17 protein-coding genes are annotated in these 22,843 nt (G+C 64.4%); 10 read left to right on the top strand and 7 right to left on the bottom strand.

The window, feature by feature from the left end; translation table 11 throughout:
- Positions 1-13 precede the first annotated feature (13 nt).
- Genes DEH80_RS08675 through DEH80_RS08665 form a run of 3 tightly spaced genes read left to right on the top strand, consistent with a single transcriptional unit; the run spans position 14 to position 4,828 of the window.
- On the top strand, positions 14-3,061 hold the full coding sequence (locus DEH80_RS08675) for an efflux RND transporter permease subunit (protein ID WP_109720096.1): 3,048 nt from the start codon (positions 14-16) through the stop codon (positions 3,059-3,061).
- A complete protein-coding gene (locus DEH80_RS08670; protein WP_109720095.1) occupies positions 3,054-4,343 on the top strand; it encodes a TolC family protein in 1,290 nt (429 codons plus the stop codon). The genes DEH80_RS08675 and DEH80_RS08670 overlap by 8 nt, the downstream gene beginning before the upstream one ends.
- The gene (locus tag DEH80_RS08665) at positions 4,340-4,828 is read left to right on the top strand and encodes a GNAT family N-acetyltransferase (RefSeq protein ID WP_109720094.1); all 489 of its coding nucleotides are present in this window, start codon (positions 4,340-4,342) and stop codon (positions 4,826-4,828) included. Before DEH80_RS08670 ends, DEH80_RS08665 begins: the two co-directional genes overlap by 4 nt.
- Here DEH80_RS08665 and DEH80_RS08660 read toward each other — a convergent pair.
- From DEH80_RS08660 to DEH80_RS08650, 3 genes are all read right to left on the bottom strand, one after another.
- Positions 4,825-5,256 carry a nuclear transport factor 2 family protein gene (locus DEH80_RS08660; RefSeq protein WP_165831381.1) on the bottom strand — a complete coding sequence of 144 codons (432 nt, stop codon included), beginning with the start codon at positions 5,254-5,256 and terminating at the stop codon, positions 4,825-4,827. The genes DEH80_RS08665 and DEH80_RS08660 overlap by 4 nt on opposite strands.
- 95 nt (positions 5,257-5,351) lie before the next feature.
- On the bottom strand, positions 5,352-6,851 hold the full coding sequence (locus DEH80_RS08655; protein WP_109720092.1) for a serine hydrolase domain-containing protein: 1,500 nt from the start codon (positions 6,849-6,851) through the stop codon (positions 5,352-5,354).
- Between the two features lie 345 nt (positions 6,852-7,196).
- Positions 7,197-7,748: a DUF411 domain-containing protein gene (locus DEH80_RS08650; protein ID WP_109720118.1), complete on the bottom strand. Its 552-nt coding sequence runs from the start codon at positions 7,746-7,748 to the stop codon at positions 7,197-7,199.
- A 316-nt stretch (positions 7,749-8,064) separates the two neighbouring features.
- Here DEH80_RS08650 and DEH80_RS08645 point away from each other — a divergent pair, with 316 nt between their 5' ends.
- Positions 8,065-9,465, top strand: coding sequence for an alpha/beta hydrolase (locus DEH80_RS08645; RefSeq protein WP_133249180.1), 1,401 nt, complete (start codon positions 8,065-8,067; stop codon positions 9,463-9,465).
- 44 nt (positions 9,466-9,509) lie between these two features.
- Here the strand turns inward: DEH80_RS08645 and DEH80_RS08640 are convergent, their stop codons facing one another.
- The 4 genes from DEH80_RS08640 to DEH80_RS08630 are packed head-to-tail and all read right to left on the bottom strand — an operon-like array spanning position 9,510 to position 15,699.
- Complete coding sequence (locus tag DEH80_RS08640) at positions 9,510-10,430, bottom strand: sulfotransferase family protein (protein ID WP_165831380.1); 921 nt, start codon at positions 10,428-10,430, stop codon at positions 9,510-9,512.
- A complete protein-coding gene (locus tag DEH80_RS17325; protein ID WP_165831379.1) occupies positions 10,427-11,995 on the bottom strand; it encodes a hypothetical protein in 1,569 nt (522 codons plus the stop codon). Before DEH80_RS17325 ends, DEH80_RS08640 begins: the two co-directional genes overlap by 4 nt.
- A gap of 4 nt (positions 11,996-11,999) precedes the next feature.
- Positions 12,000-14,345: an RND family efflux transporter gene (locus DEH80_RS08635; protein WP_109720089.1), complete on the bottom strand. Its 2,346-nt coding sequence runs from the start codon at positions 14,343-14,345 to the stop codon at positions 12,000-12,002.
- 1 nt (position 14,346) lies between these two features.
- Positions 14,347-15,699 (bottom strand): TolC family protein, encoded by a 1,353-nt coding sequence (locus DEH80_RS08630; RefSeq protein ID WP_165831378.1) that lies wholly within the window; start codon positions 15,697-15,699, stop codon positions 14,347-14,349.
- Between the two features lie 249 nt (positions 15,700-15,948).
- Between DEH80_RS08630 and DEH80_RS08625 the strand changes: the two genes are divergently transcribed.
- Genes DEH80_RS08625 through DEH80_RS08600 form a run of 6 tightly spaced genes read left to right on the top strand, consistent with a single transcriptional unit; the run spans position 15,949 to position 22,828 of the window.
- Positions 15,949-16,239: an STAS domain-containing protein gene (locus DEH80_RS08625; RefSeq protein ID WP_133249179.1), complete on the top strand. Its 291-nt coding sequence runs from the start codon at positions 15,949-15,951 to the stop codon at positions 16,237-16,239.
- Positions 16,236-18,281 (top strand): chemotaxis protein CheA, encoded by a 2,046-nt coding sequence (locus tag DEH80_RS08620; RefSeq protein ID WP_109720086.1) that lies wholly within the window; start codon positions 16,236-16,238, stop codon positions 18,279-18,281. The genes DEH80_RS08625 and DEH80_RS08620 overlap by 4 nt, the downstream gene beginning before the upstream one ends.
- A gap of 45 nt (positions 18,282-18,326) precedes the next feature.
- Positions 18,327-20,264 (top strand): HAMP domain-containing methyl-accepting chemotaxis protein, encoded by a 1,938-nt coding sequence (locus tag DEH80_RS08615; protein WP_165831377.1) that lies wholly within the window; start codon positions 18,327-18,329, stop codon positions 20,262-20,264.
- 47 nt (positions 20,265-20,311) lie between these two features.
- Complete coding sequence (locus DEH80_RS08610; RefSeq protein WP_109720085.1) at positions 20,312-20,842, top strand: chemotaxis protein CheW; 531 nt, start codon at positions 20,312-20,314, stop codon at positions 20,840-20,842.
- Positions 20,843-20,846: 4 nt separating this feature from the next.
- Positions 20,847-21,722, top strand: a complete 876-nt coding sequence (locus DEH80_RS08605; RefSeq protein WP_165831376.1) for a CheR family methyltransferase — start codon at positions 20,847-20,849, stop codon at positions 21,720-21,722.
- Positions 21,719-22,828, top strand: a complete 1,110-nt coding sequence (locus DEH80_RS08600) for a protein-glutamate methylesterase/protein-glutamine glutaminase (RefSeq protein WP_109720083.1) — start codon at positions 21,719-21,721, stop codon at positions 22,826-22,828. The genes DEH80_RS08605 and DEH80_RS08600 overlap by 4 nt, the downstream gene beginning before the upstream one ends.
- The last annotated feature ends 15 nt before the right edge of the window (positions 22,829-22,843 follow it).

Genomic DNA, 22,843 nt, shown 5'->3' with positions numbered 1-22,843 from the left:
AGAGGCCGACGTCATGCATCGTTTTGCTGCCCTGGTGCTGGAACAACAACGCCTTATTCTTACCGTCGCCGTACTGCTTGCAGTCAGTGGCGCGCTGGCGTTTAGCACCATGAACCGCCAGGAAGATCCGTTTTTCCCAAACCGGGCCGGACTGATCACCGTGCCCTTCCCGGGTGCCGACCCCGAGCGCATCGAACGCCTGGTGGTCCGACACCTCGAGGAAGAGATTCAACAGGTCGAATCGGTGAATACGGTGAGATCGACCACGCGAACCAACGTGGCGCTAATCACCGTGGAACTCCGGGACGCCATCTACGACACGCAAAGCGCCTGGGAGCGAGTCCGACAGGCCATGGATCGCGCCGCCCTCAAATTTCCGCCGGAGGCCGCCGCCCCCACGCTGGATGACGAGCTGATCGCCACCTCCACCGTGGTGCTGGCCGTAACAGGCGACGATGATCCGATGGTGTTGGCCGACGCCGCCGAACTCATCCGCCACCGGCTGCTGGCCTTGCCCAATATCCAGTCCATTGACCTGATCGGCGACCCCGGCGAGCAGCTCACCATCGCAATTGACGAGGCGACGGCCTGGCGTATGGGTCTGTCTCCAGGCTCGCTCGCCAGCCAGATGGGCGCGAGCAACCAGATCATTCCGGGCGGTACGCTGCGGGTCGACGACACCACGGTCGTGCTCCGGCCGCAAAGCGAATTTCTGTCGCTGGAGGAGATCCGCAATACGCCTATTCGCCTGCCCGGTGGCGACCTGCTGCCGCTCGGCAGTTTTGCGCGCGTCTGGCGCGGTCCGGCCGAGCCAGCGCAAAGCCAGTTTTACTTCAACGGCCAGCGTGCCGTTGGCGTTGACATCGTCACCGTTCCAGACGCGACGAATCAGGTCCGTTTCGGCGAACAGCTCCGAACGCTGTTGGACGAACTCACGCCGCGGCTACAGGACGCCAACCCCGCCTTTGCCAACCTGCGAGTCGACGAGGTGTTCTTTCAGCCGGATCGTGTGCATCAGCGGCTTCGTGACCTGAGCACCGACCTTGCGCTGGCGATGGTCATCATTCTCGTGGTGCTGTTCAGCTTCATGGGTCTGCGACTGAGTCTGGTCGTTTCGGTGGTGCTACCGCTGGTCACGGCCGTCACCGTCGCCATCTACGCCATGAACGGCCAGGTGCTGCACCAAATCGCGGTCATCGGCTTGATCATTGCGCTGGGCATCCTGATCGACAATGCCATTGTCATCGTGGAGAACATCCAGTGGCGGCTGAATCAGGGGGCGACACGCCAGGAGGCCGCGGCCCAATCCGTGCGCGAGTTGATCGGCCCGTTGGGTGCCGCCACCGGCACCACGCTCGCCGCTTTTGTGCCCATGCTGCTGGCCAAGGGCGGCACCGGAGATTTCACCCGCGCCATTCCCGTGACCATCATGACCGCGCTGGCGATGAGCTACCTCGCCGCCATGACTGTCACGCCCATTATCGCCGCCCGATTTCTCCGGCCTCGCAGCACCGTTTTGACACGTGGGCAGTGGCCCGAAGCCATGGGGCGCCTGGCGGGTGGCCTGGCCACCCGCCGACCAGGCCGGGTGTTCCTGTTCGGTGCGCTACTCGTCGGTTTGTCGTTCTTCATGGCGCGCTGGGTCGATGCGCAGTTCTTTCCGAATGCCGATCGCAATCAGATCGTCGTGGATTTCACCCTGCCCGAGGGCACCGCACTGCCCCACACGCTCAGCATTGCCACGGTGCTGGAAGAGGCCTTGCGCGCCGACCCCGACGTGCAGGCAGTGCACGGCTTCGTCGGCGACAGCGGCCCGCGGTTTTATTACAACGTTCCCAATGCCTCTCGCGACCCGCGCCGGGGGCGGCTGGTGGTCGAGACCTCGGGTCTGGATGGCAATCTGCGCGTCATCGAACGCATCCGGGCATTCGCCCTGGCCAGGCTGCCGGAAGTCGAACTCATCGCCAAGCAGCTGGCCCAGGGACCGCCGATTAACGCACCCATCGAGGTCCGGGTGTTCCATCCCGACCCCAAGCCTCTGGCCGTCGCCACGCAGCAGGTCTACGCCGCGATCAAATCCATTCCTGGCGTGGTCGACGCCCGCCACGACCTGGGGCTCGGTGTTCCCAGCGTCAGCTTCGAGATTCTCAGCGCCGTCGCCTCGGACTACGGCCTGAGCCGCGCCGATGTTGCCCAGGCGCTGCTGGGCCGGTCGACCGGTCTAACCGTCGGCTCGTACCGTGCCGGTGATGAGCCGGTGCCGATCCGGCTACGGTCCGCCGACGGCGAGCGCTACCCCCTGGCGCAGCTGGCCGGAGTCAATGTCTACTCTCCGGCCGCCGGCCCGATTCCCCTCAGCGCGCTGGTGCAAAGCCATGTGCAGTGGCAGCCGGCCGCTATCCGGCATCGTGACGGACGCCGCCTGGCCACGGTGTCGTCCGAACTGGACCCGGCGTTCGTGTACACCGAGGTGCTCGATGCACTCCGCCCCAAGCTGGCTAAGCTGAACCTGCCCGCCGGCGTGGAAATCGCCTACGGCGGCGAAAGCGAAACCAGTGGGGAGGCCAATGCCGCGCTGCTAACAACTGCACCATTCGGCCTGATGCTGCTGCTGTTCTTCCTGCTGTTGCAGTTCAACAGCTTCAAGCGGGTGGCCATCGTCATGATGACGGTGCCGCTGGCCGCCGTGGGGGTTATCCCGGGGCTGGTTCTCACCGATTCGCCGTTCGGGTTTCAGCCCCTGCTGGGCATCATCGCCCTGGTCGGCATCGTGGTGAACAACGCCATCGTGCTCATCGATGTCATCGATCAGCAACTGGATCGTGGTGAACCGCTTGCAGCCGCCGTCCGAGCCGCGGTCGAGCGACGCACACGTCCGATTCTGCTGACCACCGCAACAACCATTGCTGGCCTGCTGCCGCTGGCATTCTCCGGCACCAGGCTGTGGCCACCCATGGCCTGGGCCATCATCTCGGGCCTGGCCGCCTCGGCGTTTCTGACGCTGTTCGTCGTCCCTGCCACCTGCTCGCTTTGGCTGAAATCGGAGGCCGCCCATGCGTAGTTCCGCTCTCCTGCTTGCCAGCCTGCTGGCAGGCGCATCCAGCCCCCTCGCCGTCGCCGCGCCGACGAGCCTGACCGCCACCATGCAGGCGGCGGCCGAAAACACGAGGGTCCAGGCTGCACGCTGGCGTGCCCAGGCCGCAGACGCCACGGCCAGGGCCGCCTGGCGAGGCAGCTGGGCCCCCAGCCTGGACTTACAGGCCCAGGCCGCGCACCGCGACCAACTCTCCACGATCGACACGCCGGCGGGCGCGTTCACACTGGGCGACCGCGACGTTTACGAGGCCACGCTCAGCCTGCGCCAGCCCCTGCTGGACCTGTCGAATCAGGCCTATGGCGCACCGGCGTCCCAGCGTGTGGCCCAGGCACAGCACCAGCAGGTCCTGCGCCAACAACGGGTGCAAGCTGCCGCGGCGGCCCGCCGCTACCTGGACTGGCTAGCACTGGAGGCCCAGCGGCAAGCCATCCTGGCGCTGCAGGACAGCCTGCAACTGCGCGCGGCGCGGGTCCGCAACCAGTCCGCCGCAGGCCGAGCGCTGCAGGCCGATGTCCTCGATATCGATGTCGCCGTCACGGAAGCTCGCCAGCAACTGGTTGAAATCGAAGCCAATCAAACCGTGCTGCAGCAGGACCTGATACGGCTAGCCGGCCGCCCGATCCAGCCGCAGGATGCCCGCCCGCCCGACCACGCCGCAGGGCCCATCCCGACGCCTGATTGGGCCAAGGTCTTCGCACAGCGCCGCGACCTGCAGGCCCTGCGCCTGCAACGCGAGGGCCAACACCTGCTGGCCAATGCCGAGCGCGCCAGTGCCTGGCCGACGCTGGGCGCGGCGGTCAGCGTCATTCGCAGCCAGGGCAACCCGTTCACCCCGGAGGAGGACGTTCGCGTCGGCCTCAACCTACAGTGGCAGCCCTTTACCAGCGGCCGGATCCAGGCACAGCGCCAGGCCGCCGAGTCACAACGCAGCGCCCTGGACGCAGACATCGGACAACTGCAGGCCGCGATCCGGGTTGAGGTGGCCGAGGCCCAGGCGTCGATCCGCACGGCCATCAGCCTGGCGGAACTGGCGCAATCGGGTGTCACCGCCAGCGAGGCCAGTCGCCAGGTCCGCGTCGCCCGTTACGAGGCCGGTCGGGCGACCGTCGATGAAGTCCTCGACGCCGAAGCCGCCTACGCCCGGCAGCGCGCACAGGCTGCTACCGCCGGGTACCGTTTGCTCACTGCCCTCATCGCCTATCGACTGGCCACGGGCGCATCGCTGTTCGAAGATCTCAGCTTATGAACCTAATCGTGAATCAAGCGGACTACCGCGACCCCATCCATGCCCAGGCCATTCGCGATCTGCTGGCGGCCTATGCCGCAGACCCCATGGGTGGCGGCAAGACGTTGGCAGCCGACGTGCTGGACCGTGTGGTTCCGGAGCTGGCCAAACGACAAGACGCGTTCACGCTGCTGGCCTGGGTCGATGGTGAGGCCGTTGGCTTTAGCAACTGCTTCGAGGGCTTTTCCACGTTCGCCGCCCGCCCGGTCGTGAATATCCATGACCTTGCCGTACGGCCAGACCATCGAGGCCGCGGCATCAGCCAGGCCCTGCTGGCCGCGATTGAGCAGGAAGCGCGAGCGCGCGGCGCCTGTAAGCTCACGCTGGAAGTGCTAAGCCACAACCACGTCGCCCAGGCCGCCTATACGCGCTGGGGATTCAAGGGTTACGCGCTCGACCCCAGCGCGGGGCATGCGCTGTTCTGGGAGAAACCGCTCACCGGCTAAGGAATTCGCGTCGCCTGCCAGGTCACGGCCTTCCAGCCGTCCTGCTGGAGGCGGAACACGCCGGTATTGAAGTACTCGCCGATCCGTTCCCCGCCCTGATCAGCCGTCAGGCGAAACGTGATAACAGCGGCGCCCTCGAGGAGCTGAATTTGCACCGACTCGGCGGCATACCGAACCGCCGCAGGTGGCGAATCGGCATTGTCCGCAGGCGGGTCAAAGCCGGCCAGAATCTCCGCCTTGCCAAAGCGCTGGCCCGAGGAGCTGGTGTAGACCAGACCCTCGGCCCAAAACGTTTCGTGCATGACGCGTTGGTCGGCCGCCGCAAGAATGCGGTCAAGCAAGTCCGCCAGCACCTCGCGCTCGCCGCCCAGCGCAGCAGGCGCGTGAAGGGCCCCGATCACCGCAACCGCCGCCAACCACTGCTTCACGACACGCTCTCCCATTAAACGCACAGCCTAACGCAGCGACAGGGCACCCACCCGACCGCGACAGATGCCGGATGGATGCCCACAGGCGTGCTCGGCTAGCGAACCTCGCCGAACTCCAGGTAACGCCCCACGGCGGTCAGCACGGCTTCCCACTCCTTGGGCGCGATGCTGTCCACGGGGTCGTTACCAAAGCGCACACCCACCATGTTGAGCGACGGACCCACGCTGACGCGCTGGTGGCCGTAGCCAGCGGCGGTGTAGTTGCCCGAATCGACACCGCCCCAATGCGGCCACATGTAGCCACGCGGGCCGCCGCCATTGGCCTTGTCGTAGTTGTGCGACGCCTCGACCCAGGCTTCGGGCACGATTTGCCGTCCGTCCAGGCTGCGCCCACCGTTGCGGAACAGCTCGCCGAATCGCAGCATGTCGCGCGGCGTGGCCATCAGGCCCATCGATGCAAAGGTGTTGCCCAGGCGGTCGACCATCACCAGTGCGTCATCCCGCATGCCGGCTGGCTGCCAGATCTTCTCAGACAGAATTTCGGCATAGGGGCGCGCATACACGCGCTCCAACAGCCAGGCCAGCATCTGGGCATCGCCGCTGTTGTAGCGATAAAAATCACCCGGCTCCGAGACCCGCGTCAGGCGCAGCAGGTACTCATCGCGTGTCATGCCGTACAGGCCATTGCTGTGAAAGTCAGCCCCCATCAGCACCAGCTGCTCGGGCTGATGGACGGGCACGTCCACCCAATACGTGCCCGATTCCATCTGCAGCAAATCCTCGATGCTCACGCCTTCCCAAACCGTATCCGCGGCCTCGGGGATGTAACGCTTGATGGGATCGTGGATCGAATCGACCAGCCCTTCGGCCACAGCAATCCCGACCAGCGCCGTAGTCACGGACTTGGTCACCGACCACATATGCGCCCGCGTCTTGGGGTTGTAACCGTTCTGGTAGTCCTCGTAGATGAACTGCCCGTTGTGCATGAAGGCAATGGCATTGGTCTGCCCGCTCTCCATGTACTGCTCCAGCGTGCGGGTGCGGCCATTGACCTCGTAGGTCAGCTGGCTCAGATCAACCTGCGCCTCGGGCAACGCTGCAGCCGCCGGGTTCGCACGAACCACCTGCGTCGGCAGAATCACGATCACCGTCGTGGCATCGACCGGCAGCAGCAAAATCGCGTACTCCCCATCCATGCTGTCCTCGATCACCCGCACCGGCTGACCACCGCTGAGCAGCAGGTCTGCGCGGGCCTGTAACAGGTCCACCAGCGGTCCAACGGCGGGCGCGAATTCGTTGGGCGTTGGGTAGTAACGCCCCACATGCATGGCCAGCACATCCCCCAGACCATCGGGCAGCGTGGCCAATGCAGTCAGCACTTGTTCGGGGTCGTTCGGCAGCGAGTACAGGCCGGCGCGTTCCACCATGTGCACCAGCTCTTCGAGCAGGATGACGCCCTCATCTGGCGCCTCGGCACTGGTGTCATCCGGAGCTTGTGATGCCGCGGCTGTATCTTCTTCGGTACCGCCGCAAGCGGCCAGCAGGACGACGGACAGCAATGCACCCAGCAGCGGGCGCCCAATGGACAGGCTCATGATGGTCTCCTCGGTTAACGGTCCGCTGTGTCCGCGGACTCCGATCGCGCTACCCCCCAGGTCGGCCGCGATGACAGCGGGCGGCCACTTGGAAGCCAGGACTGTTTAACCAAAAATTAACACGCAGGGCGGCGGGCAGCGCGTCGTAAATTCGCCCCAAGCGTGGTTTAAGGCGCGGGGCTCGCTTTGCAAATCAACGCTGGATACCGGGTCCACCCGGCGATCAAAGCCCGCAAATCGAACAAACGGCACAGCCGATCGCCGCGGGTGCCAGACTGCTATCCACAGGCAGTGTCGATCTCGAGACGCTGAGAATAAGCACCGGCCCGATGGCAATTGGTCGCTTCAGTGGCCGCCGTGATCCGAATGGCCGGCATGCGATTCGTCAGTGGCGCCGACCCGTTCCCTGTGCTGGGCGAAGACCTGCCGCTGCTCACCCTGGAATGCGATCACCTCATAGGGGTCCACCCGGTCGCCCATTTCCATACCGGGGGAGCCAATCGGCATGCCAGGAACGGCCAGACCCTGCACGGCAGGCCGCTCGGCCAGCAGGCGCTGGATGTCCTGCGCCGGAACATGGCCCTCAACCACGTAATCCCCGATCGTCGCCGTGTGGCACGACCGCAGATCACCCGGCACGCCCAGCGACCCCTTGAGCGGGTTCATCTGTGGCTCATCCACGACCTCGACCGTCAGGCCATTGGCCCGCAAGTGATCCACCCAGGCAACACAGCAGCCGCAGGTGGGCGACTTGTACACCGTCATCACCGGCAACGCCGCCTGCGCCTCGGCCGCACGGTCGTCGCCACCACCACAGCCCCCCAGCCCGGCCACCACGAGCAGTGCGGCCATCCAAGCCAGTTGCGGTCGCCGGCTGGCAATGCGTTGGATCAGCATCAGAAGCATCTACTAGAAGGGTCGGACCGATAGTGTATTCGAGGTCTTCGGGGCCGTGATACGCAACAGGGCGGCCGCGGAGCACTGTGAGCGCCGGGACTTCGAGGGGACTCATCCGCCTGTGTTCCCATCGCCGGTGCTCTAACGCAGCCTCAGCCCCCCTGCCCCAACCACCTGACGAAAGGCGTGACATCGTCTGTTGACTCCGTGGTGGAGCCGCTAATACATTCGTATCAAATGACAGAGCCAATGAGCTGGCGCGCTTTTCTGCGCAAACAAAGCCAGCCGCCCAACCGAAGACCCGAGGAGACACGACATGCGATTCATACGACGACTCTTGTTGCTGCTGGCCCCCAGCTTGTTCCTTTCCGGCTGTGGCGGCGGCTCGAGTGATGCCACGGCACCGGGGGTGGAGGCGGGTGCGCTATCTGACAGCCTGCCCATTGTTTTTGTGCATGGGGCGGCCGGTTCGGCAGCACAGATTCAAGCCCAATCCATGCGTTACGTCGCCAACGGTGTGCCACCGGAGAAGATCCACACCTTTGAATATGATGCGGGTGTCGAGGGCATCGCAATGGCAGCGGGCGGGCAGCTGTTGCTACCGCTCTATGAGTTCATCCAGGATGTCACCGCGCAACATGACGTCGATCAGGTGTACCTGATCGGCCATTCCCTGGGCACGATCGTGTCAACCGAGTATCTCTCATCGGGTTTCGCCACCACGCCGCTGCCCGTGCCCGCCCCGGCGAATCTGGTCGCCGGTTTTGTCAGCATTGATGGCGCAGTCAGTCCGGTTTGCCCGGGCCTGGTGCCCTGTATCGGCATTTTCGATGGCCAAAGCAACGTCGGCATGGGGCAGAACAACACCTATATCGAGAATCAGGCCCATGTTGAGGTCGCGACCTCGCCCGAATCCTTCGAAGCCCAGTACGCATTCTTTTACGGCGAGCGGCCAGCCATCGTAGACATCGAACTGCAGGGGCTCGAGGTTTCGGTCTCAGGCCGCACGGTGACATTCCCGCAGAACACAGGCCGCCCCGACGCCGAGCTGGCCATCTGGCCAATCGATTCGGCCACCGGTCATCGTATGGCCGACACGCCGACGGCAACCATGGTTCCCGACGCAGACGGGTTCTGGGGGCCGGTGACGCTGCGCACCGACACGCACTATGAGTTCCTGCTAACCGCCAGCGATTCGGTGCCACATCACTTCTACATGCCGCGGTTTGTTCGCGACACCGAGCATGTGCGTTTGCTGTCCGGCCCGAATGACAGCGACACCCGCAGCAACACCAATCTTGGCGACGCCCACGCAGCGGTCGTCATTTCGCGCATGCGCGAATGGTTTGGAGACCATGCCACCGCCGGTAATGACATCGTCGAGATCAGCACGCGCAGCCCATCTGTCGGCGACCAGCCCGTGGTCAATGCCATCACGCCTGAAGTTGGCAACGACACCATCGGTATTCACATCCATGATGACGCCGCGACCCCGCAACAAACCACGCTCGAGCCGTTGCCGTATTTCCCGGATCAAGCCTTCCAGACGGGCGTAGACGTCTACATGCCGGCGGCCGAGCCGCCCGACGGCACGATCACGATGCGACTCATTCCCCGTGGGCGCAGCGAGTTCTCACAGACGATCAACTTCCCCAACTGGGCCTCCAGCGGTCACCGCGTCAGCATCAACTTCAACGATTTCGACCGCATGGAATGAGCGCGGCGGGGTTCGGGTTGACGTGACCAGGCCAGCGGCCTGAGTCACCGATACCCGAACGCCCTCGCCTGCTCCAGCACCTCTGGCACGAAGCCCGTCAGGTCGTCCCGCCACGGCAGTGGGCCCTCCAGCGACTGGGGTTTGGACTGCTGCGGCCGGAAGACTGGGTTTTCCAGAAACTTGGGGTCTGAGCCGTAGGGGGCTGACGGCGGGCCGATGCAAGCGAAGATGGACCGCTCGGGGTGGAGCATGGCGTCCAGGGCCTCGGCATCGTCTCGCATGCCCGCCCAGCGGACGATCTCCGTCAGATGGCGCTCGGGATCGGCCAGCACGTCCTCGCCGCGCACACGCATGATCTGCTCGGCCGGCACATCGGATAACGCCCGCAGGATGTTCTGATGAATCTGCAGCCAAGCGATTTGCGGGTCGAAGGTCGGTGGATCGGTCGAGTGATCCTTGAGATCGGCTGCCACGCTGTCCTCGCGGTGACCGATCATGTTCACCAGCGAGCTGCACTGGCCGCGCGGGTGCCGTAGCAAATGCAAATACCGCGCGTGGGGAGCTGCCTGCTTCAAGCGGCGCAGGAAGCCTGGCCGCCAAACGGTGGCAATGCTTTTTTCCACCAGCACCTGCGGTGCGACCTTGCGGGCCAGCAACTGGAACATGGCGGCTGTAGATAGGTGGCGACGTTCAGCCAGCCAGCCCTTGGCTTGATCCACACTGGCATCGGTTTGCTCGCCAAAGTACAGCTGGGCCACGGAGCGCAGCAGTCCGTCCTGCAAATTCCCGGGCGACAAGGCGAAGAACTTGAGCAACTGGTCCATGTGGTCGGTCATGAACAGTTGTAGCTCGGGCAGCCCAGCCGACTGCGGATGGGCACCGAGCATGGCCGAGGTCAGCGACGAAAACGACCGGGGCGGCGACAACACCACCAGCGGGGGTGGAAAATCCAACGCCGTGCTCACGGCCCCGCCTCGCCCGGATCGGCACCACGCCACACCTCGCAGCCTCCGCGGGGATTGTGGACATACTCCCACTGGCCGTTGCGTTGGATGGCACGGTCCGGCGCCAGGACATTGGCCGTGGCGATGAACACGCCATAAGGCGTGGACAGAATCTGACGTACACCCCAGTTGCACTCGTTATCAAAGCCGTTGCGGGTCATGCAGTCCCAGTGGACACCGTCCTCGGACGACCACACATCGCAGCCCCCCATATTGCGGACGAACCAGTCCACACCCATGCGGGCAATTTTCTTCTGGGCGACCTCGCTCCATTGATGGATTGGGCAATACGGCAGCAACTGGGCCCAGCTGAATGTGCCCACATACAACCGGCCGGCATGCACGCCCATGCGCCAGACGTAGCCGTTGAAGAATTTGTTGAATCCGGGTCGGTAGCCCGAGATGGGATAGCGGGCACCCTGGGGAGTAATCCGCGACTCCCCCATCACCAACTCCCAGGAGTCATCCGGATGCAGCCGGATCAGCTCGGCTGCGGCCGGCCCGATGTTGAGCTTGCGGTGATAGCCCCCGTTAACGATGCCCGAGCCGACATAAAGCGCGCCCTTGAACTCACAGAGGCTGACAGCCACTTCGTTCAGCGGGCCGCGCCCCGCCCCGTGCGACAGCACGCGCCGCCAGTCGTAGGGCGGATCACCCTCGGCGCGGGTTTTCCAGATCTCGAAGCCATTGCGGGCGTTCACCGTGCCGGCATACAGATGGTTGTTGAATGCCGCCATCTCGAACACCGTGAGATTGGCCGGGTCACCAAAGCCCTGGCTGGAGACCGCACGCCACTGCCCGGTGCGCGGGTCTGAACTTTCGAAGATGGCCGGTCGGCCACCCACGCATTCCTGCGACTGCCGATCGCCCGTGGTGGAGCCGGTCGGGGATGTATAAAGCTTGCCGTTGAAGATTTGCATGGTGCGAAACGAGCGCACATTGTCGCCCCAGTTCGGGCCAGGCAGCTCTTCGAAATGCACGCCGTCGGCGGTGCGCATCACCGTTGGACGCGGTGCCTTGCGCGGGGCCCAGGTGGCGATATACAGCACGGGTTCATCGTCGCTATCGCCCTGGAATACCGCCATGCCGCGATACCCGATAAAGCGCGGCACGTCGCGACCGTCATCGGCGCGAACCCAGGGCGCGCGATAGGCCAGCGTCCAGCCGTCATCCGCTGCAGGGTCGTAGCACCAGATTTCGGCGCGCCGGTCCAGATCGTAGATATCCTCCGGCGGCGTGACCGGCCAGGGGTCCAGCGGTGGCAGCGGGTCGTTATGCGCCAGCATCTGGAACGTCGCCCGTGTGGTGCCGACGTACAGCTTGCCCTTGAACCAGGCCATGCTGTGTGGGTAGTTGTTGTAGCCGTCGCCGAAGCCATTCTCGCTGACCAGTTTGAAATGCTCTCCAGCCAGCGCATGGGGCTCAGGCTGGTCCAACGACAAGGGCTCGGCGCCTGGCGGCCAAACCGGCGTGGGCAGAATGAGGTCGGGATCCAGTGGTGGCGTCAGCATTTGATTTGCGCCCATGGCCCTAGGGAATCCAGCTCCAGACCTCAACCATGAAGAAACGGGCGAGCCCCCGGGTGAACGCCAGACCCGCGGGCTGGGTCTGACCCTGCACCCGAGCGTGGCCTGTCATCTCCGGACGCAGGCGGCCGTCGGCATTTTCGATGGCCATTTGCACACGCACCACCCGGCCGTAATCGCCGGTCTCGGCATTGGGTGCGATGCCGGCCACCGTGCCGGTGAAGCTCACCCCCGGATAGGCCCAGGCCTTGGCCGAAGCCTCGGCACCTAGCGTCACATCACCGATGTCGTTCTCCGGAATGCGGATCTCGGCCAATACCTGGCCGGTCTCCTCGATACTCAGCAGGCGATCGCCACGCGCCAGATAAGTGCCGCGTGCGAATCGCAGGTCCTCCGACACCACCCGACCCGCACGGGGCGCCCGCAGCTCGGTGTAGGCCAGTTGCTGGCGGGCATAATCCAGCTGTGCCTGCTCGGCCGCGATGGCCGCCTCCAGGGCCGCCAGTTCCTCGGAGGTGATGCCGGCGCGAACCACGGCCAGCGCATTCGTGGCCTCAGCCAGGCGCTCGCGGTCCAGGGCGGCCTGGGCTTCGGCCTGGCTGGCGGCCTGACCGGTGGCCGCACCGCGCTGGTAAGCCGCAGCCAGGCGGTCGGCCTCGCGTTGACTGGATTGGAAACGTCGCTCTGCCGTCGCCACCCGCTGTTCGGCCAGGGCGATCTCCTCGGGTTCGGCGCCCCGCTCCGCCAATGCTCGCTCCGCGTTCAGCCGGGCCAGCCTTGCCTCGCTGGTGGCGACCCTCGCCCGCTCTTCATCGGCGGACAGCCGGGCCAACAGCTGCCCCTGCTCCACCTGGTCGCCCTCGGCCACCAGCACTTCGCGCACTTCGCCGGCGATGAGAGCGCGCACATCGGAGCGATCATTGGGCAGCACCGTGAAATCTCCGGTGGGCTCGTATGTATAGGGAATCAGTGCCAGCACGAGCAGCACGGCGCCGCCGATCCCCCAGCGCATCCACGTCCCCCGACGCGTTCGCTTTCGACGGGCCGCCAGTTCCGGATTCCGGGCTTCCATTTCCTGTGCAAGCTGATTGCGCGCTTTCGATCGTTTCATTGGATTCCACATGACAACCCCGCAGGCAACGAGGAATAGAACAACACCCAGCCCGGCCCACTCCCGCGCCAGCCAGACCCCGATCAGGTGAAACAACACCCAGGCCACGATGGCCAGCCACAGCACCACCGCCAGGGCGTAAACCCGAATCGCCAGCGTCGACACGCCTTTGGGCTTAAGCCGCCGCCAGATCCGACCACGGCCGAAGATGGCCGCGATGGCGATGTCGCGTAGATCCGGCGTATCCAGCTGGGTGGCGAGCAACTGATAACCCTCATGCCGCGACATCGGGTTGAGACGTAGCAAGCAAACCCAGGCCGACAGCACGCCCACACCGGCGAAGAGCAGCGGCAGATCCGATGCCCCACCCCGGCTGACTAGCCAGCCCAGGCTGGCCAGTACGAACAGCGACGCCATCGCCACCAGCGATGACGCGAGAATGGCCAGCCGGTCCGGATGGTCATAACGCTGATCCTGGTTGCTCAGCACCGGTGACACATCGGCGTAGAAGCGCGGCAGCAGCCGGAACATAAAGGTGATGCCAAACGCCGGCAGACGCCCCATCCGCCGCTGGTACTCGGCCGCCCGCGCCAGCTGCCCCAATAAATTCACGGAGAAAAACCCCAACACCGCGACCTGCAACAGCGCCAGCGGCCCGACCAGACGCTGCAGATCCAGCCAGACATCGATGCGGTTGCGCATGAGCCCCAAGGCCAGCAACCCGAGCACCCCGGCCAGCAAGCCCATGCGCCACCGGGCGTGCATGGGCCAATTCAGCAGACGGCCCGCCCACAACAGCGAGCGCGTGGACAGATGCCAGTGAATATCCGGTGTACGCGCCTCCCGCAGTGCGTGTTGTCGCGCCAGCCGCGAACGCGCCAGAGGCTCGGCCTCGCGGTGGGCCCGTTCGGCATTCCATTCATCCGGCGCGGCCGGTCCGGCGTCGTTGGCCGCCGCCCCCCAGTGCCCATCACCTGACTCCAGCAGGCCGGCCCGGTCCAGTTCGGCGAGCAGACGCTGGGCTCTTGGGCGGTCGACCGTCAGACCCTGCTCGTGAGCGGCCTCGACCGCAGCCGCCAGGCTCCGGGTGCCATCGAACAGACTGACCAGCCGGTACTCCATTTCATCGAAGCGGAAGACGCGCCCATCGGCGGAGCTGGTCAGCAGGATGATCTCGGCGTAGCGCGTCGCGATACGCGACTGACTGCGATACACCAACTGTGGATGGGTCGCCGCCATGCTAGTCGCTAAGCAGCCGGTTAACCGCCATCAAATCGTCCACCCCCAAGGTGCCGGCCGCGGCCTGTAATCGGAGGCTGTTGAGCAGGTAGGCATGAATGGCCCGTGACAGCGCGCGCTCGGCATCAAAGCGTTCGCGCAGCGACTGCACCAGGTCCACGGCTGTTCGGGTGCCGGCAAAGACTCCACCCTCGGTGGCCTCGACCGCGTCGTAGGTTGCGCCCCGGGCCGCCTGCAGGGCCTCGATCTGAGCCTGCCCCAGTTCCAGCGCCGAGTAGGCTCGCAGGGCATCGAACTCGGCCTGGCGCAGCGCCCGTGCCTGACGGGCCAGGGCCTGTTGGTAGCGCGCCATCGCGGCCGAGGTCCGCGCCCGAGCTTCTCCGCCATCAAACAGCGACAGACGCAGCTCCAGCCCAATCAGGTCTTCGGAATCCTCCCGCGCGCCGGTGACACCGCCGGAGTTGTCGAGGTACTCACGCTGGGCAATCAAATCCACCGTCGGCCATCGTGCCGCCCGCTGCACATCCACCTGGCGGCCTGCCACTTCGGATTCCAGCCGGGCCGCAACCAGCATCGGATTGCTGCTGCGGGCCTGCTCCACCCAGTCCTGCTGGTTGGCCGGCTCGACCGGGGGCAGTGCTCGTGACAGTGGGACACGGGCCAGCCCCGTCGCCAGCTGGCCGGTGAGCAACGCCAGCTCGGCCCGAGATGTGTCCAAAGCCTGCCGGGCTCGCAGCAGCCTGGCCTGGGCCAGTTCCCGCTGGGCATCGGCCTCCGACTGACCGGCGCGGGTGGCCAGTTCCAGACGGGTCTGCTCACGTATCTGGTCGGCGCGCTCCGCGATGGCCTGTAACTCGGCGCGAAAAACCTCGAGATCCTGCTCGGCATCCAGCGCCGCGAAGTAGGCCTCGGCGACGCGCAACATCAAGTCACTTTCTGCTGCATGCAGACGCGCCAGCGCTGCGCCTGATCGCAGTGCCGCTACATCTCTGGCCCGCCAGCGATCCAGCCGCAGCAGCGGCTGACGCAGGGCGATGGCATAGCTCAAGGCCTCGAAATCGTCATCACGGTTCAGGTTGTCGAGACCGAAAAATTCACCATCGACTTCACGGTGGTTGGCCGTGGCCCGGCCTGCGAGCGTGAGAACCGGATGGTAGCCGGCCCGCGCCAACTCCTGATCGGCCAGCACTTCTGCATAGCGGGCCTGCGCTTCAACCCAGGTCGGGTCCTGATCCAACGCCAGGGCGTAAGCCCGGGCGAGATCATCCGCAGCAGCGGCCGTGGCACCGACGAGGCCGCCAATGATGGCAACCCACCTGCCGAGAACAGCCCACCCTTTTGTCTTCCCTGACACGAACGCCCCAGTGGCTGCCAAGCCATACGATCCAGACATGAGCTGCAGCTTAGCCAGCGCCTGTTCATGCGCTCTATGGAGAGGTCACGCGCGGCCCTGTAGGAAATTTCCGGTACCGGTCGCCGGGCCGATCAAGCCGTTCAGGCTCAAACAAACAACAAGCCTCAAGTTTCGCTGAGGGTCGCCGATCCCAAACCCAATCAGGAAGCCACGGCTTCCCAACCAGGCTGCGAACCGGAGGCTGCCATCGTGGCATCAACAGCGAACAACGCATCGCCCATGACCTTGGAAGGTGACCTGACCATCGAGCGGGTCACCGCCGTGCGGCAGGCGATTATCGACGCCGCCCCCACCCAGATCTCGCTAAACGGCGTGGAGCGGATCGATCTGGCGGGTGTGCAACTACTGGTCAGCGCGCACAAGAGCTTGTCGGACAAGAGCGATCAGCCGCTTTTCTGCGAGGTCCCCGAGACGGTGGCCGCGCAGGTGCAGCAACTGGGCCTGGATGTCGATTTGTTCCGCATGGATGGTCAGGCATGACGCCGTTCGAGGAAACATTCCGCCAGGAAACCGCAGACCTGCTGGAAGACCTGGAGGCCGCGCTGCTGGAGATGGAAGATGCGCCTGACGACATGTCGCTGGTGGATCGGGCCTTTCGTGCCATGCATACCATCAAGGGCAGCGGCGCCATGTTCGGTTTTGACGCGGTGTCCTCCTTCACCCATCACCTGGAAGACGCCTTCGACCAGGTGCGCCGTGGCGAACTCTCCATCAGCCAGGAACTGATCAGCATCGGGCTGGACTCGCGGGATCATATTCGCACGCTGATCGACACCAATGCCGAGCACCCGGACACCGCCGGGCTGCTCAACCGGCTGAGTGCCGTCACCCAGACCGGCGGTGCCGTGGCATCGGCCGCACCCAGCGAGCCCCCGCCCGCTGACGCGCCGCAGGCCGAACCGTCAAAGACCTGCTACCAGATCAAGATTCGTCCCAGTGCCGACACGTTCATGACCGGCACCAACCCGCTGAACCTGCTACGCGAACTGGGCGAGCTGGGTGACATGCGCCTGCAAACCAGCACGGCGCGGACACCGAACCTGGACGAACTGGATCCCGAGCAGCTCCTGGTCGACTGGGACATCGAACTGCTCAGCGAGCAGACCCGCAACGCCATTGATGACGTGTTCCTATTCGTCAGCTTCGACTGGGATATCAACATCGAGGTCCGGGCGGCGGCCAGCGAGTCCACACCCGGGCCGGCTGCCGAAGCGCCCGCAGCCACACCGACGGCAACCGCAGAACCAGCGGCAGCGCCGGCGCCGACCGCGGCCAAGCCTGACAACAGCCCGAAACCGGCTGACAAACCGGCTGCTGCGGCACCACCGCAAGAAACGGTCAAGGTGCCGGCCGAGCGCCTGGATCACCTGATCAATGTCGTCGGCGAACTGGTGATCTCTCAGGCCCGGCTGCTGGATCTGACGGCGCGCCGCAGCGATGAGGAATTGTTGGGCATTGCCGAGGAACTGGAACGCTTGACCAACGACTTGCGCGACACGGCAATCAACATCCGCATGTTGCCCATCGGTTCCACCTTCGCCCGGTTCCGACGCCTGGTCCGTGACCTGTCCACCGAACTCGGCAAGGACATCAAGCTGGTGACCGAGGGTGCGGAAACCGAACTCGACAAGACGGTCATCGACAAACTGGGCGATCCGCTGGTCCATCTCATCCGCAATAGCCTGGATCACGGCGTGGAATCGCCCGACGAACGCGAAGCCGTCGGCAAGCCACGTACCGGGCAGATCACCCTGACTGCGCAGCATCGCGGTTCACATGTGTTGATCGAGGTACGAGACGACGGCAAAGGGCTGGACGCCGAGAAATTACGTGCCAAGGGCATCGAACGCGGACTGATCAAGGCGGATGCCCAGCTCAGCGAACAGGAATGCTACGAGCTCATCTTCCAGGCGGGATTCTCCACCGCCCAGACCATCTCGAACATTTCGGGTCGCGGCGTGGGCATGGATGTGGTCAAGCGATCCATCGAGGCCCTGCGGGGAACCTTGAACATCAGCAGCGAGCTGGGCGTCGGGACCACCATCCACATCCAGTTGCCGCTGACATTGGCGATTATCGAAGGCCTGCTCGTTGAGCTCGGCCCCGACCGCTTTGTCATTCCGTTGTCCGCGGTCGAGGAGTGTCTGGAAATCAGCGATGCCGATGCCCAGGGGCTGTTCGGCCTGGTCGAGCTACGCGAACAGCTGCTGCCCCGGGTCGCGCTGCGTCACTGGTTCGAGATTGGCGGCGCCCGCCCCGAAACACACCAGGTGGTGATCGCCCGCAGCGGCGATGACCGAGTGGGTTTTGTCGTCGACGCCGTTATCGGCCAGCACCAGACAGTCATCAAATCGGTCGGCCACGTCTATGAAGACGTCGAAGGCCTAGCCGGCGCCACGATTCTCGGCGACGGCTCCGTGGCACTCATTCTCGATATCTCCCAGTTGGCCATCGTGATGGCCCAGCACCGACAGGCGAATGCCCAGGGCAATTCGCTGCAGTACACCTCCACCGTTCATTAATCCAGACCAGATCGGCGTCACCCGGCGCATCAAGAGGACACGTCCATGAAACATACCACTGTGATATCCAAGGTGATCGTCGGGTTCGGCATATTGATCACCGTCATCGGCGTCACCGCCTTCTACTCGCTCACGGCGCTCGAACAGCTCAATACCACCATGCAGGTCACGGTGGCTGGGCCATCTGAAAAGGTCAGCGAGTCCGCTCAGATCGATCGTGCACTCATGGCTGTTTCAAGGGCCGAGAAGAACATCCTGCTGGCCGAGACGGAAGACGAAATGGCTGTCTTCGCCAAGGAAATCGACGAACAGGTCGCCACCATGAAAGACGCTCTGGCGCATTTCGAAGAACTCGCCAGCGAGGAGGAAATGCAGCAGATCAACCAGTTCATGCGTGACTGGGAGCAGTATGAGGTCACCAAAAACAATGTGGTGCGCCTGGCCCGTCAGAACACGGATCTCAAATCGCGCCTGCTGTCCCAGAACGAAGGCCGCGATGCCTATGGCGTGATGGCAGAACGGCTCGACGGACTGACCGCCGAACTAGAGCAGCGGATGACCGACGAGCCAACCGCTGCCGTCGCCGCGCTTACCGCCCAACGTCTGATGCGTGCACTGGCCGAGCTGCAGCGCGACGAGAAGAACTTCCTGCTCTCGCGCTGGCTGGAGGACATGGACACCTTTGCAATGTCCATGGAAGACATCACCATGCGTGTCGAGGATCTGTCCACCGCACTGGCCGACCAGGTCCCCGCAGACCTTTCAACGCAGTACGTGGCGTTTACCACCGCCCTGGACCAGTGGCAGCAAATCCACCAGGAAGTGCTGGATATCAAGGACGAAAACGCCACCAACGTCGCGTTTGAACTGGCCACCTTCCAGGGCCGCGATCAGCTCAATCGCGCCCAGGCCACCATGGAGTCGCTCACCCGTCTTGGCTTCAAGACGATGAACGAAGGCGTGGCCACGGCGAGTGACACCTTCGAACGCACCCGCAACCTGCTGGTGGTGGTCACCGGCGCCGGCCTCTTGCTGGGCTTGATCCTGGCCTGGGTGGTCATCCGCGGCACGATGGTCACCGCCAAAGCCGTTCGTGGCAGCGTGGATGATGTCGCCTCGGGCAGCGAGCAAATCAACTCGACCAGCCAGCAAATCGCCCAGGGTGCAGCCCAGCAGGCCGCATCGCTGGAGGAGATTTCCTCATCCATGGAAGAGATGGCCGCGAACATCCGGCAAAGTTCGGACAACGCCAGCCAGACCGAACAAATCGCGCTGAAAGCCTCCGAAGGCGCGCGAGAAGGCGGCGAAGCGGTCGAGAAGGCGGTCATCGCCATGACGGAAATTGCCGAGAAGATCACCGTGATCGGGGAGATCTCCCGCCAGACGAACTTGCTGGCCCTGAACGCCGCCATCGAAGCCGCCCGTGCCGGCGAACACGGCCGAGGCTTCGCCGTGGTGGCCGCCGAGGTCCGCAAGCTCGCCGAACGCAGCCAGAAGGCCGCCGAAGAGATCAGCGAAACCGCGTCGGGCAGTGTGGAGATCTCGCAGCGAGCGGGCGAAGTACTGACCCGCCTGGTGCCGGATATCCGCAAGACCGCCGAACTCGTCAAGGAGATCAACGTCGCCTCCACCGAGCAGGATGCCGGCGCTGACGAGATCAACAAGGCGCTGAAGCAGCTGGATGAGGTCGTCCAGCAAAGCGCGGCGGCCGCCGAACAGATGGCTGCCACGGCCAGCGTGCTGGCGGATCAGTCGTCCTCCATGCAGGAGAACATGAACAAGCTGTCCCGGGGCAAGAACAAGCCCGAGGTGGGTATTGAGGACCAGCCCGAGGGAGCGGATGAGTTCGAGCCGGATCTCGATGATCTCGAACTGCCCGAAGCCGCCCGTATCGACGATTTCTCGCCGGCGAATGACGGCGATGGAGTCGACCTGGACCTGGGAGACGATCACGACCATCTCAAGGAATTCGTCCGGTACTAAATCGACGATCCGGCGGCCGCAAGGCCGCCCTTTCCCGGAGCAGGAACATGACTCATCCCTACGATCTCAGCGAACAGACCCAGGCCAAGCAAATCCTCAGTTTCAATCTGGGTAGCGAGGCCTACGGCATCTCCATCGACTCGGTCCGTGAGGTGCTGGAGTACACCAGCATCACCCGAATCCCCAAGACCCCGGAGTTCATGCGCGGCGTGATCAACATCCGCGGCAGCGTGGTCCCGGTGATTGACCTGCGGCTGGAATTCGGCATGCCGTCCGTCGAGCCCACGATTGCCACCTCGATCATCATCACCGAGGTCCGCTGCGAGGAACGCATCAGCTTGATCGGGGTACTGGTGGATTCTGTGCAACAGGTGCTGGACCTGCCTGTGGAGTCGCTCGCCGAGGCACCCCCCATGGGCAACCGCATTCGCACCGATTTCATTGCCCATGTGGCCCGTGTCGATGACAGCTTCCTGATCGTGCTCGACATGGACAGCGTGCTGTCCAAGGAGCAACTACAGGACGTCGCCCGCAATGCCGAGCCGGTCGAAACCGACCGGATTGCAGAGCCGGCCTGACGCCGTGGCTGCGATCAGCGTCGCGGTGGCCGGCATGCAGCAGCCGGCCCCTTTATCGGCCAGCGGCTTTGAAGCTATCGCGACATTTCTCCGTCGCCATGCGGGCATCGAGCTCAACCAGGACAAGCATTCGCTGGTGCAGTCGCGCCTGCGCAAGCATGTCGTTGCCGGCGGTTTCAGCAGCTATGACCGCTACGTCGAACACACACTGAAGGTACAGGGCTCCGCGTTGATCACGCTGATCGACGCGCTGACCACGAACAAAACAGCGTTCTTTCGCGAGGCCGATCATTTTCGCTTTCTCGAAAGCGACTGGCTGCCCGATGCCTGCGAGCGCCCCGGCCTAAGCCGGCCGCTGCGCATCTGGAGCGCGGGCTGCTCGGCGGGGCACGAGCCCTACACCCTGTCCATGGTGCTGAACGAAGCGGCCAGCCGCACGCCCGGGCTGCGCTTCGAAATCCTGGCCACAGACCTGTGCACCACGGTGCTCCGGACCGCGGCCGCCGGCATTTACTCGCAGGTGGATGTCGCCCCCGTACCAGACGACTTGCGCCGCAAGTATCTGCTTCGGGGTCGTGACGCCGAGGACACACGCGTGGCCATGGGGCCTGAGCTTCGGGCGGCCGTGACCTTCAAGCGCTTCAATCTGGTCAGCGACCCCTATGCATTCGAGGCGCCATTCGATCTGATCATGTGCCGCAACGTCATGATTTACTTCTCGAATGCCACGCGCGAGGCCGTGATCAGCCGCATGCACGATGTCATGGCGCCTGGCGCCCATCTCATCGTGGGTCACTCGGAGTCATTCAGCGGCATCCGCACGCCGCTGCGCTACGTCGCACCCACCATTTACCAGCGACCGTTGGAGAACCCGTCATGACAGCCATTCAGGTCATGATCGTCGATGATTCGGCTATCGTCCGACAAACCCTTAAGGCATTACTGGATGCCGAACCGGATATCGAGGTCAGCGATGTGGCCCAGGATCCGATTGTCGCCGCGCAAAAGCTGCGACGCCGCGTTCCCGATGTGATTCTGCTCGACATCGAAATGCCTCGGATGGATGGGCTGACCTTCCTCGAAAAGCTCATGAGTCAGCACCCCATCCCGGTGGTGATCTGTTCCTCGTTGACGACCAAGGGCTCGGATTCGGCTTTTGCCGCGCTGGAAATGGGCGCCATCGAGGTGATCGAAAAGCCCAAGGTCGGCACGCGTGAACATCTGACCGAAAGCCGCACGCGTATTGCGGACACCATCCGCGCAGCGGCACGGGCCAAGCCGCGCCAACGGACCGAGCGACGTGTGATCCAGAAAAAACTCACGGCCGATGCCGTCATCCAGCGCAAGGTCGGTGCCGGCGCGGCGCTGGTGGAATCCACCGAAAAAATCATCGTCATCGGTGCCTCCACCGGAGGCACCGAAGCGGTCCGCGAGGTGCTGGAGGCCATGCCCATTGATTGCCCCGGCATCCTCGTGGTCCAGCACATGCCCGAGCGCTTCACCGAAGCGTTTGCACAGCGCATGGACAAGAGCTGCCGCATCCGCGTGGCCGAAGCCCGGGACGGACAATCGATTCTGCGCGGCCACGCGCTGATCGCACCGGGAGGACGGCACACGCTGCTCAAACGCAGCGGGGCCCGCTACTACGCGCAGGTCAAGGACGGTCCGCTGGTGTCACGGCATCGGCCCTCGGTCAACGTGCTGTTCCGCTCCGCCGCCATGTACGGTGGCAGCAATGTGGTGGCTGCCATCCTGACCGGCATGGGCGACGACGGCGCCGACGGCATGAAAGAGCTGTTCGATGCCGGGGCAATCACCCTGGCGCAGGACGAGGCCAGTTGCGTGGTCTTCGGCATGCCCAAGGAAGCCATCAAGCGCGGCGGTGTCCAGCAGGTGCTTCCGCTGGACCAGATCGCCCAGGCACTGGTGACACGGGCGGCAACGACAGGCCGGCCGGCCGGCCCGGCCGCTGCGGTCGCACTTTAGCGGCGCAGCGGCCGA

The organism is Abyssibacter profundi (assembly GCF_003151135.1).
Lineage (GTDB): Bacteria > Pseudomonadota > Gammaproteobacteria > Nevskiales > OUC007 > Abyssibacter > Abyssibacter profundi.
The sequence above is the reverse complement of the archived record's forward strand: the minus strand, read 5'-3'. Positions and strand labels throughout refer to the sequence as shown.